At 44.9% G+C, this 17110-nt stretch carries 22 protein-coding genes; all 22 read right to left on the bottom strand.

What is annotated here, in order from left to right:
* Positions 1–56: 56 nt before the first annotated feature.
* The 22 genes from atpE to alr all read right to left on the bottom strand — a co-directional run bounded on the left by atpE (position 57) and on the right by alr (position 17086).
* Positions 57–290, bottom strand: a complete 234-nt coding sequence (gene atpE, locus A7K50_RS08380; RefSeq protein WP_015044915.1) for a F0F1 ATP synthase subunit C — start codon at positions 288–290, stop codon at positions 57–59.
* A gap of 86 nt (positions 291–376) precedes the next feature.
* Entirely contained in the window at positions 377–1138 is a 762-nt protein-coding gene (gene atpB / locus A7K50_RS08375; protein WP_020491996.1) for a F0F1 ATP synthase subunit A, read from the bottom strand.
* Positions 1139–1480, bottom strand: a complete 342-nt coding sequence (locus A7K50_RS08370) for an ATP synthase subunit I (protein ID WP_243103695.1) — start codon at positions 1478–1480, stop codon at positions 1139–1141.
* A gap of 16 nt (positions 1481–1496) precedes the next feature.
* The gene (locus A7K50_RS08365) at positions 1497–1727 is read right to left on the bottom strand and encodes an AtpZ/AtpI family protein (RefSeq protein ID WP_083916775.1); all 231 of its coding nucleotides are present in this window, start codon (positions 1725–1727) and stop codon (positions 1497–1499) included.
* A gap of 182 nt (positions 1728–1909) precedes the next feature.
* On the bottom strand, positions 1910–3067 hold the full coding sequence (wecB, locus tag A7K50_RS08360; RefSeq protein WP_119775530.1) for a UDP-N-acetylglucosamine 2-epimerase (non-hydrolyzing): 1158 nt from the start codon (positions 3065–3067) through the stop codon (positions 1910–1912).
* Between the two features lie 298 nt (positions 3068–3365).
* Positions 3366–3995, bottom strand: a complete 630-nt coding sequence (locus tag A7K50_RS08355; protein ID WP_243103694.1) for a dCMP deaminase family protein — start codon at positions 3993–3995, stop codon at positions 3366–3368.
* Entirely contained in the window at positions 3979–4611 is a 633-nt protein-coding gene (upp, locus tag A7K50_RS08350) for a uracil phosphoribosyltransferase (protein ID WP_020491992.1), read from the bottom strand. The genes A7K50_RS08355 and upp overlap by 17 nt, the downstream gene beginning before the upstream one ends.
* Before the next feature lie 25 nt (positions 4612–4636).
* Complete coding sequence (gene glyA, locus A7K50_RS08345) at positions 4637–5884, bottom strand: serine hydroxymethyltransferase (protein WP_020491991.1); 1248 nt, start codon at positions 5882–5884, stop codon at positions 4637–4639.
* Positions 5885–6002: 118 nt separating this feature from the next.
* Entirely contained in the window at positions 6003–6566 is a 564-nt protein-coding gene (locus tag A7K50_RS08340; RefSeq protein ID WP_020491990.1) for a TIGR01440 family protein, read from the bottom strand.
* A gap of 57 nt (positions 6567–6623) precedes the next feature.
* A complete protein-coding gene (rpiB, locus tag A7K50_RS08335) occupies positions 6624–7061 on the bottom strand; it encodes a ribose 5-phosphate isomerase B (RefSeq protein ID WP_020491989.1) in 438 nt (145 codons plus the stop codon).
* 62 nt (positions 7062–7123) lie between these two features.
* Entirely contained in the window at positions 7124–7573 is a 450-nt protein-coding gene (locus A7K50_RS08330; protein WP_119775529.1) for a low molecular weight protein arginine phosphatase, read from the bottom strand.
* Between the two features lie 42 nt (positions 7574–7615).
* Positions 7616–8164, bottom strand: coding sequence for a manganese efflux pump (locus A7K50_RS08325; RefSeq protein ID WP_119775527.1), 549 nt, complete (start codon positions 8162–8164; stop codon positions 7616–7618).
* Complete coding sequence (locus tag A7K50_RS08320; protein WP_119775525.1) at positions 8155–9276, bottom strand: L-threonylcarbamoyladenylate synthase; 1122 nt, start codon at positions 9274–9276, stop codon at positions 8155–8157. Before A7K50_RS08320 ends, A7K50_RS08325 begins: the two co-directional genes overlap by 10 nt.
* Positions 9277–9394: 118 nt before the next feature.
* Positions 9395–10273, bottom strand: coding sequence for a peptide chain release factor N(5)-glutamine methyltransferase (gene prmC / locus A7K50_RS08315; protein ID WP_020491985.1), 879 nt, complete (start codon positions 10271–10273; stop codon positions 9395–9397).
* A gap of 32 nt (positions 10274–10305) precedes the next feature.
* Positions 10306–11373, bottom strand: a complete 1068-nt coding sequence (gene prfA / locus A7K50_RS08310) for a peptide chain release factor 1 (RefSeq protein WP_020491984.1) — start codon at positions 11371–11373, stop codon at positions 10306–10308.
* A gap of 28 nt (positions 11374–11401) precedes the next feature.
* The gene (locus A7K50_RS08305; RefSeq protein ID WP_020491983.1) at positions 11402–12280 is read right to left on the bottom strand and encodes a DUF1385 domain-containing protein; all 879 of its coding nucleotides are present in this window, start codon (positions 12278–12280) and stop codon (positions 11402–11404) included.
* An 86-nt stretch (positions 12281–12366) separates the two neighbouring features.
* Complete coding sequence (rpmE, locus tag A7K50_RS08300) at positions 12367–12567, bottom strand: 50S ribosomal protein L31 (RefSeq protein ID WP_019225004.1); 201 nt, start codon at positions 12565–12567, stop codon at positions 12367–12369.
* A 126-nt stretch (positions 12568–12693) separates the two neighbouring features.
* Positions 12694–13668 (bottom strand): class II fructose-bisphosphatase, encoded by a 975-nt coding sequence (gene glpX, locus A7K50_RS08295; protein ID WP_020491982.1) that lies wholly within the window; start codon positions 13666–13668, stop codon positions 12694–12696.
* Positions 13669–13684: 16 nt separating this feature from the next.
* Complete coding sequence (gene fsa, locus A7K50_RS08290) at positions 13685–14326, bottom strand: fructose-6-phosphate aldolase (protein WP_020491981.1); 642 nt, start codon at positions 14324–14326, stop codon at positions 13685–13687.
* Positions 14327–14370: 44 nt separating this feature from the next.
* Positions 14371–14853 (bottom strand): hypothetical protein, encoded by a 483-nt coding sequence (locus A7K50_RS08285; protein ID WP_243103692.1) that lies wholly within the window; start codon positions 14851–14853, stop codon positions 14371–14373.
* 563 nt (positions 14854–15416) lie between these two features.
* On the bottom strand, positions 15417–15794 hold the full coding sequence (locus A7K50_RS08275; RefSeq protein WP_020491979.1) for a response regulator: 378 nt from the start codon (positions 15792–15794) through the stop codon (positions 15417–15419).
* Positions 15795–15889: 95 nt separating this feature from the next.
* Positions 15890–17086 carry an alanine racemase gene (gene alr, locus A7K50_RS08270; protein WP_119775522.1) on the bottom strand — a complete coding sequence of 399 codons (1197 nt, stop codon included), beginning with the start codon at positions 17084–17086 and terminating at the stop codon, positions 15890–15892.
* Positions 17087–17110: the final 24 nt, after the last annotated feature.

Genomic DNA, 17110 nt, shown 5'->3' with positions numbered 1-17110 from the left:
AGCAGTAGATTAATACGGTGTCGTTATTCAATTGTTGCATTTTACTTAAGTACACCTTAGGACTTCGTAAAGAACATTAACAGAGCCATGATGATGGACAAGAGGGGAAGAATCTCAACCAGCGCAATACCAATAAACATGGTGCTCATTAAAGTTCCTCTGGCTTCAGGTTGACGGGCAATCCCATCAATTGTGCTAGCAACAACGTTTCCATTACCCATAGCAGCTCCAATGGCCGCACCCGCGGCAGCAATACCAGTCCCTATCAACGCAGCAGCAGTGATATCCATATTAAATTTCCTCCTTAAATAAATAAATTCATTTTGTATTTATTGATTTCAGATTGCTTCTTTTTAGCCCTGAAATAATACCGTTGTTAGTGAGACTCTTCGATAGCTTGACCGACATAGGCCACCGTTAATATTGTAAAAACATAGGATTGGATTACTGCGATAAATACGCAGAAAACAAGCCAGAATGGCATCGGAATAACTCCACCGAAGGCAAATATACCCGGGATCATGAGAATGACTGCAATCAGGATTTCTCCGGCATAAATATTACCGAATAGTCGGAAAGCTAAGGTCAAAGGCTTGGCGACAAAATCAATAATATGAAGGATCGCAAAAGGCGGATAAGGTTCAAGAAAGTGTTTGAAATAGTGCGCACCTTTATATTTGAGTCCATAGACCAATACTAAAACAATCGTTATTGTAGATAAAGCAAAGGTCGTATTAACATCTGCTGTTGGCGACGAAAACGTTGTTGTTCGCGCACTGAAAATTGCTCCGCCAAACATCTCATTGATTCTAGCAAAGTGTACGTGATCGAGTAAGGGTGCGAATATATTGGGAATCAAGCCAATCATGTTCGCAAAAAAAACAAACATAATCAGGGAAAGAAGATACCCGAGCAATGACGATCCTTTTTTATAGTTCATATTATCAGAGATAAGGCCCCTGACAAAATCAATGATCCATTCCAAAAGATTTTGAAGTTTTCCGGGTGTCCCACTTGTCAGATTACGCTTACAAAGAAAGACAAAACCCAAAAGAAGTATCATCGTGACCCAAGTCATAATCAGAGTCTTCGCATGCAAAGTGCCATTTCCCAATACCCATAGTACGGTATCATGCATTTAATTTTCACCACCTTTCGTTTTTCTTAGTTGATGCCTTGCTACAATTATAGGAATAACAATACCAATCATCATTCCTATAGCCACATAATAAAGCCATTCCGGTTGGAACTTTGCAACAATAGCAAATACCAACGTAATGATTACCAACCTGAATACTAAGCTTTTGTAGTATGTTTTTAGGGCTGCTTTCTTATCTTTGTCCATTGCTTTTCGAGCATCCCTAAGTAGCCACTTAACATTAATTATGCCCGTATAATAGCCGATCAATAAACCGACAAGGGGATAAAATTCTGTTCGCCATATTACGATTAAAACAGTAATGCAGAGAATAACCGTCAAAATCTGAATAAACCTGCTATTTTCCATCCGTTTTACCTAACTTTAAATAAATTAATATTAGAGATAGTATACTGAACAAAATACCTAGAATCATCAAAACTGCCTTAAATAAAGGGTCAGTGCCAAAATGAGTATCCAAATAATTTCCGAAAAAATATCCTCCTACTTCCAAGCCAACAAGAGCAGAGGCACTTGATGATCCCCATAGCATATACTTGACAACATCACTTGTAAATTTGTCAGCCATCTGGTTCCCTCAAATCTCTTGGTTTTTCGTTGACAACATAATATATAATGCAAGATTTATGCCAATTGCACTTGCCGTCAAAAGCCGCCTAGAATTAGGATTATCTCTCCTTCACATAATCATCAGTTTTTATTTTGCAATTTTTTTAATTATTTTGGTTTTTTATAAGAAAAATTTTGTGATCAGATACTGAAAATCTTACGATCATAAAATTTTTCAACAATAATTTGGGTGATTCTTGCGCTTGATCTGCCGTCCCCGTATGGGTTTGCCGCTTGAGACATTTTTTCATAGGCATCCTGGTCGGTTAATAGCTGCTGAATACTCTCAACAACTTTTTTATATTGTGTCCCAACCAGCAATACGGTTCCTGAATCTACAGCCTCAGGCCGTTCAGTCGTATCCCTGACCACTAGAACGGGCTTGCCCAGTGAAGGAGCCTCTTCTTGTATCCCCCCAGAGTCTGATAAGATCAGATAGGCCTTCGCCATTAGATTTACAAAGGGTTCGTAATCCAAAGGTTCAATTAAATGGACTCTTTCATTGCCTCCCAGAACCTCCCCGACTACTTTCCTGACCGTAGGATTCTTATGCATCGGAAATATAACATAGGTATCAGGAAATTCCCTCAGGACTGTCTCCAGCGCCTGATAGATCTGCCGCATGGGTTCTCCCCAATTCTCTCGGCGGTGCGTTGTCATTAGGATCATTCGTTTATTTTTATTTGCTTGTAAGATCTTGTTCAAATCTATATCCGCAAACTGATATTCCGTCTTAACGGTACTTAATAAGGCATCAATTACTGTGTTACCTGTAACAAATATATTCTCCGGGGCGACCCCTTCGCGCAGCAAATTAATTCTCGATACTTCGGTAGGTGCAAAATGCAGGTCTGTTAAACTGCTGGTAAGTTTCCGATTGATTTCCTCTGGCCAAGGAGAATATTTCTGGCCAGTTCGCAAGCCAGCCTCGATATGGCCAATCCGGATCTTATGATAAAAAGCTGTTAGGGCTGACGCAAAAGTAGTTGTAGTATCCCCTTGTACCAAAATCAAATCCGGTTTTTCCTTAAGCAATATCTCATCCATTCCTGTCAGCACTCCAGTGGTAAGGGCGGTCAGGGTCTGTCCATGCTTCATTAAATCAAGATCATAATCAGGTATAATGTCAAAGAGTTTAACAACCTGATCCAGCATCTCACGATGCTGGGCAGTAACAACGACCAGGCTTTCAACGCCATCTTGTTTTTCTAATGCTTTTACGAGAGGTGCCATCTTAATAGCCTCAGGTCTGGTTCCAAATACAGTCATGACCTTATATTTTCGTTGCTTCAATTCCACAATATTTCCCTCACTGTTGGGCAATGCCTGAATGCGTACTTCAAAGACCTTTAATCTTAAATATTATACACGCCCAAGACATTTTTCGCAAATATATACAACTATAATTGTCTTTATTTTGCCATTTATTAGAGATAAAGGCTATCTAAACGCCTTCATGCTTCTGTCCCGTCCCATGCTCTACCTGATACTGGAATCGTGGCACGCTACCTAATATGGAATAAATAACCGAGAGTAAAAAATGATGCAAATAGTTTGTGTGAACTATTCGCATACAGCTCCATCATCCTATGGTTTATTACTCGCTTGTCTCGAAGCGAATATTCTTTTTTTTACCGTTTTCATCAAGATAGACAACCCGTTTAATCATCGCATTTTTAATCATTCTCCGGCACAACAGGCAGGGTTCCCCTGATGCTTGTTCCCCATCAAATTCATAGCCGGATATGTAGATTGTGGCTCCCTGCATTTTTACGGGATCACCGGCAATAATCGCATTTTGTTCAGCGTGAACCGCCACACATAACTCATATCTTTCCCCTTTGGGAATATTATACCGTTCCCTGACACATTCCCCGATGTCAATGCAGTTGGGCTCCCCTCTGGCAGCACCATTGTAACCCGTGCTAACAATAATATTGTCTTTGACAATCACTGCACCGTAATTGCGCCTTAAGCAGGTCGACCGCCTGGCCACCAGCCGGGCAAGATCAAGGAAATATTCGTCCCACGCTGGCCTAGTTTGGTTTTTCATCACACTACTCCCCGCATTCCGCTTTCCTTTGCTAAAAAAGTCCACTAATTTTTGTCTGCCAAGATAATTCTCTATTTTTAGTATACTCGTACCAGACGCTACTGTCATTATATCTGTTAGGATCTTTTCCTGTTCATTTTCTGTTTCTTCCCTGTTGTTATCCTTTCGTTCCAAACAGTCTGTCCCCTGCGTCTCCGAGTCCCGGAATGATATAGGCGGACTCGTTTAAGCATTGATCGACAGCCGCAACGTAGATATCGACATCCGGGTGATTTTCCTGGACAACGCTTATACCCTCTGGTGCTGCTATCAAACAAACAAGTTTAATACTTCTGGCACCACGCTTCTTAATGGAAAAAATCGCTGCAGAAGCTGAACCTCCTGTGGCAAGCATTGGATCAATCAAAATAATATCTCTTTCCCTGGAATCTGAGGTCATCTTAAAATAGTACTCCACCGGCTGAACGGTCTCATGATCCCGGCAGAGACCAATATGGCCGATCCTGGCATTAGGTATGATCTTAAGCATCCCGTCCATCATTCCTAGGCCTGCCCTCAGGATCGGAACCAAAACAACTTTCCGGCCAGATATTCTTTTGGCCTTGGCTGTAGCCAGCGGCGTCTGAACCTCGATTTCCTCCAGTGGGAAGTCTTTGGTGACTTCATACGTCATCAGCATGGCTACTTCCTCAATCAGGTCCCGGAATTCTTTCGAGCTCGTATTTTTATCGCGAATTAATCTGAGTTTATGCTCAATCAAAGGATGATTCGAGATGTAGACATTTCCCATTATTATTTGCTCCTCCCAGGTTAGCTTACTTATACAAGGGAAATCTTCCGCAAATATCCTCGACAATTGCTTCGGCCCGGGCAGTTTTCGAAGCATCGCTGGCCGTACTCAAGGTCAGGTCAATCGCTTCGGCGATCAGATCCATCTCAGCTTCCTTCAACCCTCTGGTCGTGACCGCAGGCGAACCGATCCGGATACCGCTCGTTACATTGGCACTCTGAGGATCAAACGGGATCGTATTTTTATTCACGGTAATGCCAACACTGTCCAACCGTGTTTCGGCTTCTTTGCCAGTCAGCCCCTTGCTTCTGACATCCAGTAGCAGTAGATGGTTGTCCGTACCACCTGAAACCAAACGGAACCCTCTTGCCAGAAATCCTTTGGCTAAGGCCTGGGCATTTTGCAAAATCTGCTGCTGATATTCAACAAATCCCGGTAGAAGAGCTTCACCAAAAGCCACGGCCTTGGCTGCAATCACATGCATCAGTGGGCCGCCCTGAATTCCAGGGAATATCGCTTTATCGATCTTTGGCCCGAATTCCTCTTTACAGAGAATAAGCCCGCCTCTTGGTCCTCTTAACGTCTTATGGGTTGTGCTGGTTACAAAATGCGCATAGGGAACGGGGCTCGGATGAAGACCGGCTGCCACCAGACCTGCAATATGCGCCATATCAATCATCACGTAAGCACCAACTTCATCGGCAATTTCTCTGATTCGTTTAAAATCGATTAAGCGAGGGTAAGCACTCGCTCCACCCACAATCATCTTTGGTTTATGGGCAAGCGCCAGTTTATGCAGATTGTCGTAATCAATCCGTTCTGTTTCCTTATCAACGCCATATTCAATAAAATTGAAATATTTTCCCGAGATATTGACCTGACTTCCATGCGTAAGATGCCCCCCATGAGACAGGTCCATGCCCAGAACCGTGTCCCCAGGATTCAGCATTGCAAAATAAACTGCTGTATTGGCCTGCGCTCCTGAATGGGGCTGAACATTAGCATGTTCCGCATTAAACAGTTTTTTGACCCTTTCCCTGGCCAGGCTTTCAACTATATCAACATGCTCACATCCGCCGTAATAACGTTTTCCCGGATATCCTTCGGCGTATTTGTTTGTGAGGACCGAACCCTGAGCAGCCATAACTGCCCTGCTGACAAAGTTTTCCGAAGCGATGAGTTCAATTTTATTTTCCTGTCTGTTTTCTTCCAGCTCTATGGCTTTTGCTACCTCAGAGTCCTGGATTGCTAAATATTTCTGAATATAATCCATCTAAATATTCACCTCTATCATAAATAACTAGGATATTGTTACCTTCTCTGCATCTTATCAACCTTAAAATTATTCTGTTTAGCATATGCCATCGTATAAACTTCTGTCCTGACCCGCCTCAGTTACAGGGGTAAGAAGCTCTTGGGCCGCCGACATACTTCGGCCGAGTTTTGGCAAGATTAAGATGAGCCGCACCAAGTTTCCGGACATTAATCCTTAGTGGGACGGCCACCGGGCGAAGATGCATACCAATCAACGTGTCTCCGATATCAATTCCGGCATCAGCCCTAACCTGTTCGACAGTAACAGGATCGGAAAAATTTCCCCAGGCAGCCAGGGACATTGCTCCGCCTGCTGAAAGAGAGGGTATCACCACAACGGGTTCAAGATTCAGCCTGTCAACCGCATTTCTTTCTACGATGAGCACCCGGTTTAAATGCTCACAGCATTGAACCGCCAAAAGAATCCCAAGCTTGTCCGCCCACTTCCGAAGTGGTTCAAACAGAACATCAGCTACTTCTTTGTTACCGGCTTTGCCAATCTTCTCGCCGATAATTTCACTCGTGCTGCAGCCGATAACCAACAGTTGTCCAGGCTTTAGTTCAGCTATATCCTCAAAGGCTTGAAGAATATGCTCCCACTCATCTTTGATTTGTTGAAGCATTTCCTTCTTATCCGCCATAGTACCCTCACGCCTTTCTTATTTTTTTGGCCAATATTCTCAGCCTAAAGATTAAAATTACTGTTCAAAATCGCTAATCATATCTACTCTTCTGGCATGTTTCCACCCGCTGAAGGATGTCGTCAAAAAAGTCTCGACAATATCCAGCGCAACACCCTGACCAATTACCCTTGCTCCAAGTGCTAGAATATTAGCATTATTATGCTGCCTGGCCATCTTGGCCATATAACTGTCGGTACAAAGGGCAGCCCGAGTTCCCTTGACTTTATTAGCTGCGATGGAAATCCCTATTCCGGTGCCACAGACCACGATTCCAGAATCTACTTTATTTTCTATCACTGCTTTCCCGACATTGAATCCATACTCCGGATAATCAACGGAACTGTCGCTGTCTGTACCGCAATCTAGAATTTCGTAGCCTTTTTCCGCAAGAAATTCTTTGATGCACTCCTTAAGCTGATATCCTGCATGATCTGCACCCAATGCAATTTTCATTTCTGCCTCCTAAACTCCGTAGTTTTTTATCATTATTTTTTGTAATTTAGCATTTACAGGCGCTAACTTTTCTCTTGATACCGCCTTATTCCGGCTTTGATCGTTTCTTCAATTTCTTCCGCACATAACCTATATGTTTCCAGAGATCCTAGCCATGGATCGGAAATTTCTTTATCTAAACCAGCCCATTCTCCGAGCTGCATGATTTTATCCTGATATTCCGGATAAATACTGACCAATAATTTTTTCTGAGCTTTGGTCATTGTCAGGATCAGGCCCGCTGCAGCAAGTGTGTCTTTTTGCAGTCTGGCTGCTCGGTGTTGCCGGGAATCAATTCCCCTTTCCTGGAGAATTTGCCCTGCATACGGGCTGACGGGATCGCCATCCAAAGCCTGAATACCAGCCGAGAAAATCTCAACCCCTTCCGGAAAGTATAAGCGGGCAAGACCTTCTGCCATCGGGCTTCGGCATGTATTTCCTGTACAAACAAACAAAATTTTCTTAGATATCATTATACCCTCTTTTCCGGACTAGTAAATTATAATTTGATTGACTTAGAAAATAAGACTGAAGATCATTCTCAGGCCAATCAAAAATAAGATACTGCCACCAATGGCTTCAGCTTTGCTGCCGGCCCAGGTCCCAATTCTTCGGCCAAGAAAGATGCCGCATCCTGTCATGATGCCTGCGGTAAAGCCCATGATCAGGATTGCCGGCAGGATCATACTGACAAACGTACCCAGAGAAAATCCGACACTCAGCGCGTCAAGGCTGACGCTTCCTGCCAAAACAAAAATTCCGAAACCTTTTAAACTCGGAATGTTTTTTTCTCCCGATCCCAGAATGGCTCCCAGAATCATTTTACTGCCAAGCCAGAGCAAAATGACAGCTCCAATTCCAATTGTAACATTGCCAAACAGCAATCCAAGTTTCTGTCCAATCCACAAACCCAAAAGCGGCATGAAAACATGAAACGCTGCCACGACAGTACTCAGCCGCAGCGCTGTTTTATTGTCGGTTCCAATCATTCCCAAAGCAAGCGAGAAGGAAAAGGCATCCATCCCTAGTGCTATTGATACCGCTATAATCCATGTTAATTCCAATTTTTTTCCTCCTTAATTTTGGTCAGACCAGGATACTTGCGTCCCTGGTCCAGAAATTCTTTTTTGCCAGCTGCTTTTTTCAAGCGGTTCATAAAAGCAAGTCCTATTCCTTCTTCTGCAATCTCCTCCGCTAGAATGATATCGATATTTTGCTCGTCACACAGTCTCAGTCCCTCAAACAGACGGCTGGCTGCTGAATCAAGATTATTTCTGGAACCAAGTACAAATATCATATCAGCCCTGCTGGTCGTATCTTCGGTCAATCTGGCAATTGTTTCGTCCAAACACAGTGCCGCAGTCCTTGCCGCGTTGTTTTTGTTCCTGAGATATTTCGTAATTTTTTCAGCTTTTTCAAAGGTACTGCCGCTGAATAAAATGATTTCACCTTGCGGTGCGTAATGTCTATATTTCATGCCAGGCGACCTGGGTTTTACGGTAGACAGTCCGTTATCAGTACTACGGTCCAGTTCGACCTTCCCCAGCACTGCCCGAAGTTGTTCAAGCGTAATTCCTCCCGGGCGCAGAACCGTTGGTAATTCCCCTGTCAAATCGAGTACAGTCGATTCGAGACCCACTGTACAAGATCCGGCATCTATCAGCAACGGAATCTTCCCTTTTAGATCACGCCAAACATGATCTGCATTAGTTGGACTAGGCTTTCCCGATATATTCGCACTTGGTGCGGCCAGCGGACAACCCGCTGCTTCAATCAATGCCAGGGCAACAGGGTGATTCGGCATTCTGACCGCTACAGTGTCCAGTCCCCCGCTTACAATCTCCGGAATATCCGTTCTCTTAGGCAGTATCAGCGTTAAAGGTCCTGGCCAGAAATTCCGCGCGCAGATTTCAGCCTGCTGTGGCCAAACACGGACAAGCTGCTTTGCTTCGTCCAAAGTAGCAACATGAACAATCAACGGATTATCCGAAGGACGTCCTTTCACAGCATATATTTTAGCACAGGCTTTACTGTCCAGCGCATTCGCACCAAGCCCGTAAACGGTTTCGGTTGGAAATGCCACGACTTCACCCTGGCGTAGCAAAGCTGCTGCTTCCTGTAATTCTTTATCCTGTTTAATGCTGTCCGGCTTCAGCCAGATTTTTTTTGTTTCCATAGCAGCTCCTTCGTGATCCCTAGTACCTTATTAACTCTAAATTGCATGTAAAGTGCTTAGCCTCAGGGTTGAAGGGTACTCGGCTGACGGCGGTTTCCAAACGGCTATTAACGAAATTCTATTCCTTACGGGCCAGCACTATTCTATCCAGACCAGCGTAGTCAGAAAATAATTCGGTTTGGTATCCGGCAGCCTTAAATAATTCCCGAACCTGGGTTCCCTGGGAATATCCGATTTCCACCAGAATTATTCCCCCATGGTTCAAGAATTCTGTTGCTTTCATAGCAATCCTCCGGTAAAAATCCAATCCATCTTTTCCAGCCAGCAGGGCTAAGACAGGCTCTTTCCTGACTTCCGGCGGACACTCCAGAATTTCCTGTTCTGAGATGTACGGAGGATTGGAAACAATCAGGCTGAATTTTTCTCCCTGTACCGGTGCAAAAAGATCTCCCAGACGAAAGTCAATATTCACGTTCATCTTGGCCGCATTGATTTTAGCGACAGTCAAAGCTTCAAAAGACATATCAACAGCGACAACAGACGCCTGATTCCAATAATAGGCCACAGCAACGGCAATTGCCCCGCTGCCTGTGCAAAGATCAAGAACCCTTGTAGAAACTTCCTTATGTTCTCGTTCTCTACCTATATTCTTGCCCAATTCCAGGACTTTCTCAACTAGAAGTTCCGTTTCTGGCCTCGGGATCAGAACGCTTGGGTTCACAAAGAAATCAAGACCCATAAATTCACGGGTCTTAAGCAGATAAGCAAGTGGTTCCCTCTGACCACGTCGTTTCAGGAAATCATTATAGATCTCTTTTTCCGGGGAAGCGATTACCCTGTCACGCTCGGCATATAGTTTGTCTCTCGTCGTTTTAAGCACAAAGGCCAGAATAAGATCCGCCTCTACCCGGGCGTCAGCTACCCCGCACTGCGCTAAATACTGTGTGCCTTGCCGAAGCAGCTCCATTGGCTGATCAGCATCAAGTCTGTCTGTCATACCCGGTAAACTCCTGCTTTCATCTTTGTCCATTAGACCGAAGCTTTGAGCCTTTCGGCATGATCGGCCGAAATCAATGCCGTAATGATTTCTTCGATGTCACCCATCAAAATGCTGTCCAGTTTATGCAGTGTAAGGCCGATACGATGATCGGAAACCCTGCCCTGCGGATAGTTGTAGGTTCGGATGCGCTCACTGCGGTCACCTGTCCCTACCTGGCTTTTACGTTCCTGGGCAATCTCGCCGGCTGCTTCTTCCTGGGCTTTCTCCAAGAGCCTGGCTCTGAGCACTTTTAAGGCTTTATCCTTATTCTTGTGCTGGGACTTTTCATCCTGGCAAGAGACCACGATCCCCGTCGGCAAGTGGGTAATGCGGACTGCCGACTGTGTCGTATTGACTGACTGACCACCGGGGCCGCTGGAACAAAAAATATCGATCCTGATATCGTTTGGGTTAATCGCAACATCGACTTCCTCGGCCTCAGGCAGTACGGCAACCGTCACGGTAGACGTATGAATCCTGCCGCCGGATTCGGTCGCAGGAATTCGCTGAACACGGTGAACGCCGCTTTCATATTTCAGTCTGCTATAAGCACCTTGTCCTTCGATCATAAAAATAATCTCTTTAAAGCCACCAATATCCGTGAAACTGGCACTTAAGGGTTCCGTCTTCCAGTTTTGACTTTCGGCATATTTTGTATACATCTTGTATAAATCACCTGCAAACAAAGCCGCTTCATCTCCGCCAGCGCCGGCTCTAATCTCCATAATGACGTTTTTCTCATCATTCGGATCCTTCGGCAATAGCAGGATTTTCAAATCCTCTTCCAACTTTTTTTTGCTCTTTGTTAATCCATCCTGTTCGGCCTCGGCCATTTCTCTCATTTCAGGATCGCGTTCCTCAGCAAGCATACCTTTCAAATCTTCGATCTGCCGGTTTATTTCTTTATATTCGTGAAATACTGCGACTATATCTGTAAGCGCCGACTGGCTTCTGGCATATTTCTGAAAATCAGCCTGATTAGCGATGATCTCCGGCTTGGCCAAGAGCTCTGTCAGATCGTCATATTTTTTTTCAATCTCTTCGAGCCTGTTTAGCATGTTTTAACCTCTCCCAAATGAATTTTATCTATGATAGTTCCTGTCCGGTCGCGAGTACCCCGTTAAGCGCAGCAATCGCAACCTCAAGTTGGGAGTCGTCCGGTTCCCTGGTCGTAAGCTTCTGCAGTAGAAGGCCGGGAACTATGATCCACTTTAAAAACATCGATTTGGAAAATCTCCCTGACAGCTTCAAAAGCTCGTACGAAACTCCAGCTACTAGCGGCATCAGGATAATTCTGGAAACAATACGCCACCACAAAGGATCCACGCCCAAAAAGGCAAAAACAAAGATACTAACGATAACAACAATAAGCAAGAAGCTCGTCCCGCACCGTGGATGCAGTCTGGAGTATTTCCGAGTGTTCTCCGTATTTAGTTCTACGCCAGCTTCATGCGCAAATATTGCTTTATGTTCCGCCCCATGGTATTGGAATACCCGCTGAATATCCTTTAATCTGGAAATCAGAAAAATATATAGAAATAACACAATAAGACGAATAAGGCCTTCGACAATATTTTGCAGCACCGTGCCAGGAAAAATATCTGTCAATAAATGGGCGGAAGCTGTCGGTATTCCGACAAATAACAGAAGTCCGGCAGCAAAGGCAATAATGATCGTTAATGCCATCGCCCAAAAGCCAAGCTCCTCTCCTTCTTCTTCGCCAACAGCGCGGTCGGCAGAAAACATCAAGGCTTTGGTTCCAAGCACCAGGGATTCGAGTAGCGCAACAAAGCCCCGGATAATCGGCAATTTGAGAACCGGCTTCTGAGACCAGGGATGAATATCTTGGGTCGTTACTTCAATCTCTCCGTTGGGTAGACGAACAGCCATCGCAATCGCCCGTGGCCCGCGCATCATTACTCCTTCAATCAGCGCTTGCCCTCCATATTGAACAGGTTTTTCCATAAATTTAAACCTCCAGGCCTAATAACCGAAAAGCAGAGCTTACGCTCTGCTCCTTGTCTTTTACAGGCAACGGCCTCAGACCGTTGTTATTGCAAACCGTATTTCTTTTTAAAACGATCGACTCGTCCACCAGCATCAACAAATCGCTGAACTCCAGTGTAAAAAGGATGACACTTGGAACAAATTTCGACCTTGATATCCTTCTTCGTACTACCTGTTTCTATAATATTGCCGCAAGCGCAGCTAATGGTAGTTTGTTCATATTTCGGATGAATTTTCTCTTTCATAACCCGTCACCTTCCTTCCCAATCAGATCCGTCTCAATCAAATACAGTCAACTCTGAATATTCTAGCACATTCTTTGCCTTTCGGTCAAGAAAAAACAATTCTGAAAGCTCCTTTTCACAGCGTTTTTAGCAGGCACCTTTAATTGCATATTTGGGTTTTTTGGCAAAACAATGTTTGGCTTCAATAAAACGAACCGTACCAGTCTTACCTCTCATCACCACAGTGTGCGTCGTGGCACCCTCACTGCTGTATATCACGCCTTTAAGCAGCGGTCCTTCCGTAATTCCGGTTGCCGCAAAAAAGATGTCATCCGTATTGACCAGATCATTGAGTGTCAGCAATTTATTGATATCCATTATACCTAGTTTCCGGGCTCTTTCAACATCTTCTTCATTCTCCGGCCAAAGTCTCCCCTGCATTTCACCGCCCATACAGCGCAGGGCAGCAGCGGCGAGCACACCCTCAGGAGCTCCTCCGACCCCCATCATCACATCAACTCCGCTGCCTTCCAGCCCGCAGGCAACGGCCGGAGCGACATCACCGTCGGTAATCAGGCGTATTCTGGAGCCGCATTCTCTTACCTGACGGATGATTTCACTGTGACGGGGCCTGTCGAGAATAACCACCGTAAGTTCCTGGATTTTCTTATTGAGTCCCTTGGCTATGTTCTCAAGATTTTCAGCGACCGGAGCATCTAGATGGATACGTCCCGCAGCCTTGGGACCGACAGCAATTTTATTCATATACATATCCGGGGCGTGCAGAAGTCCATATCTTTTGGTCACAGCTAAAACCGCTATGGCTCCCGGCATTCCTTTAGCAACAAGATTTGTTCCCTCGAGGGGATCAACGGCAACATCAACCTCGGGCTTTTCGCCCGTACCAAGTTTCTCCCCAATGTAAAGCATCGGGGCTTCGTCCATTTCACCTTCGCCGATCACAACCGTACCATCCATGTGCACGGTATCGAACAAAGATCTCATAGCTTCCACTGCCGCATCATCGGCTTCATTCTTCTGTCCCATTCCTACCCAGCGCGCTGAAGCGAGTGCTGCCGCTTCCGTCACCCGGGCAAATTCCATGGTTAATTCTCTTTCCATCTCTTTTTCACCCTTCTTAACTTAACTTCTTCCAGTCATCCATAAATTTATTAATTCCTGCAGTTGTCAAGGGATGCTCGGATAATTTGCTCAAAACGCCAAAAGGTATTGTCGCAAAATCCGCGCCAATCTTAGCCGCTTCCAGGACGTGAACAGGATGACGAATACTTGCGGCAATCACCCCGCAGTCCAGATCATGGACCTCAAAAATTTCGCAGATATCAGCCAGAACATTCATGCCGACCTCCCCAATATCGTCAAGCCTTCCTAAAAAAGGGCTGACATAAGCGGCCCCTGCCCTTGCTGCCATCAGTGCCTGAACAGGGCTGAACACCAATGTAACATTCGTCTGGATATCTTCTTCCCGTAGTGTCTTGACGGCTTTTAAGCCGCCAAGCGTCATCGGAATTTTGACGACAATATTCGGATGAATATCTGCGAGCCGCCGGGCTTCCTGGCACATACCCTCATAATCGAGCGCTATGACTTCCGCACTAATGGGGCCATCGACAATCCCGGCAATTTTATGGATTAGGGTATGGAAGTCCTCTTTTTCTCTGGCTACCAAAGAAGGATTCGTCGTTATACCGGCGATGACTCCCATGTCCCACGCCCGGGAAATCTCTCCTATATTGGCTGAATCAAGGAAAAAACGCATAGGCCAAATTCCTCCTTTAATAATATACGGCATAGCAAAAAAAGCTACTCAACCTCCGTAATGATATTCTTTCTATGATTTCCCTTTAGAGAATCGTTGATGATCCGTATCTCATTTTCCTCTAAAGTAATTGCTCCCGTTTGTTCTAGTATGCGCAAAATATCCTTATTATCAGTATAAATAATACCTATTGCCTTGCATAAATCGCAAATCAATTCTACACGGTCAGGTAATATTTCTACAGTTAGGTTATGATTTCCGCATTTGCAACCAAGCTTTTTCCATTCAACCAACCTGCCAAGTATTTCCATAACGCCATAGACAACAAAAAAATCATCTGTCATTATATCGAGATCTTCCTGATCGCTTGTTAACTCCGAAGCTAGACGGACAAAGTTCTTTTTGATTTCTGTGCACAATTCCATGACACGTGATTCAGGGCCGATATAGCCTACCGGCAGTTCCTTGTCACTGCATCCCAGGCGCAAAGGTTGTTCTCCCCAAATCAACTCCCTTCTAGTAACCAAGTGATGCGGCCTCCCGCAGTAAATACAAGAATATTCTATGCCGATTTTCTTGCTCTCAAAACTGATGAGCGTCAATAATGGAGTACCGCACGTGCAAATGAAACTGTTTTTTCCCAAGTGAGCAAAAGAAAACACTGATAATGTTTTAAATTGAAGTTTCCCGCAGTGGGAACAAAGCATCCCCATGCTTGAGACCGCCTGAACAATCATCTTTAGGCTCACCTCCCACACTGTCAGCCTATTGGGTCTTTCCGCTCCATGAAATCGCGGTATCAGGCTCCGTGGCCTTGCAGTTCTTTGTCATCCGTGGCCGTGGCATTAGGCCTTCCGTTACCGTCTCAAGTCACGGATCACATCAGCTTACCTATGCCGTATAGTTTATAGTTCTCCAAGTAAAATATTATTCCTGCCTTAGATTTTTTAGAATATTAGAATCGCCGTTTTTTACCATCCATGGCACCGTTGCATTAGACCCCTCCATAGCCGTCAAAAAGCCAGACTTTCGTTGGAAGTCTGGCCGGTTAATTCGTTGACCATTCAAGCCATTATTTTTTGCATACGTTTCAATCCCCAGAAACCTGATCCGCATTGATGATTTCTCCAACCTGTTTTTTTAGGTCATTTAAATCAAAAGGTTTAACAACAAAACCGGATACTCCTAGTTCCTCAGCCTGTTTATAAAAAATCTGATCCCCATATGCCGTCATCATGATGACCCGGCTTTTAAAATCTGTCTCCCTGAGTTTCGTTAGAACCTCAATTCCACTCATTCCAGGCATCTTAACATCCATGATTATCAGATCCGGTTGAAATTTCGGAATAATCTCAAGCGCTTTTATTCCGCTACCGCACGATTCAATCTCATAACCATATTCTAAAAAAACCTCGGTTAGAAGTCTTCTGATCCCATTTTGGTCATCCACAATTAACATCTTCAGCATCAAAGCCCCCCTTTTTATAACTAGATTTGCAGTTGTCAATAGATTTTCACATATCCATTGCACTAAAAGCATAGGATTTGACAAAGATCACCATACTACCTTTTATTTGACAATTGTTCTTCGCTGGGAGACAAAAATCCTTCATTAATTATTCTTATTCTCATTATTTCTCCATTTTTTTTATACATCCGTAGGATCCTGGGATTGGCCTGAGTTCTTCGTAAAGGAATCACAATCTCGTCACCGGCTACACAAGGCACGCTGCCGACATCAAGTACCGTAAGCTGCATCCCAATTTTTCCTACAATACTGACGGTTTGCCCGTTGTAAAGCAGTTTTTCCCGGCCCAGCTGAATACCCACCATAGCCGCCATATTTTTGACGATCATTTTCGCGAGATCCACAATGTTTTGAGGCACAAGCCGAGGTTCGATGCCAAACCCATCAGCATAACCTACCGGTACCACTGCTAGGGTCGTATCCTTTTTAGCCTTGTAAACACTCTGGTAGCCCACAAAGGTACCTTTTGCCGCTTTTTGCAGGTGAACAATTCTTGCTTTGACCAGCCAAGGGTCTTTTAACCACAGCCTGCCTTCGAATGCCGGCGCAGGACAATGACCAATCAAGAGTGTTCCGACTCTGACCATATTGTAATGATACTCTGGAAAATCCAAATAGGCGGCGCTGTTGCACACGTGCTTAAGCGGGATCCGGATGCCTGCTTGTTCCAACGTTTGAACATAAGCCAGATATTTTTCATTCTGTGCTCTGGTATAGGCATGATCACGCTGAGCTCCACGGGCAAAGTGAGTGTACGCCCCGGTTACCTCCAACTGAGGAGCTTCTCGCAACGCTTCAGATAATTCCTTCATCTGATCGCCCGTAAAACCGGTACGTCCCATACCCGTTTCTAACTTCAGCTGAATCCCGGCTTTAGTTCCCAACGCTTCGGCAAGTTTGTCCAATATCGGTATCCAGTCCAACTGTGATATCGTTAGTTCAATACGAGCTTGGATTGCCGCCTTCCAGTCTTCTGGGCTGGACGGGCCGAGCACCAGGATCGCACCGTCAATACCCTGGTTTCGCAGCAGCAACGCTTCAGCGATGGTAGTGACAGCAAAGGCCGTACATCCTTCTCCCTGCAAGGCTCGTGCTACTTCCGTAGCCCCTAGGCCATAGGCATCTGCCTTAACGACTGCCATGATCCGGCATTTAGCAGAAAGCCCGGCCACGATTTGTCGGTAATTATGGATAATGGCATCCATATCTACTTCGATCCACAGATCTGACATGACAAGTCCCTCTTTAACAAATGA

This window comes from Dehalobacter sp. MCB1 (assembly GCF_003590275.1).
Lineage (GTDB): Bacteria > Bacillota > Desulfitobacteriia > Desulfitobacteriales > Syntrophobotulaceae > Dehalobacter.
Note: the sequence above shows the minus strand (reverse complement) of the source record. Positions and strands in the feature narration are given on the sequence as shown.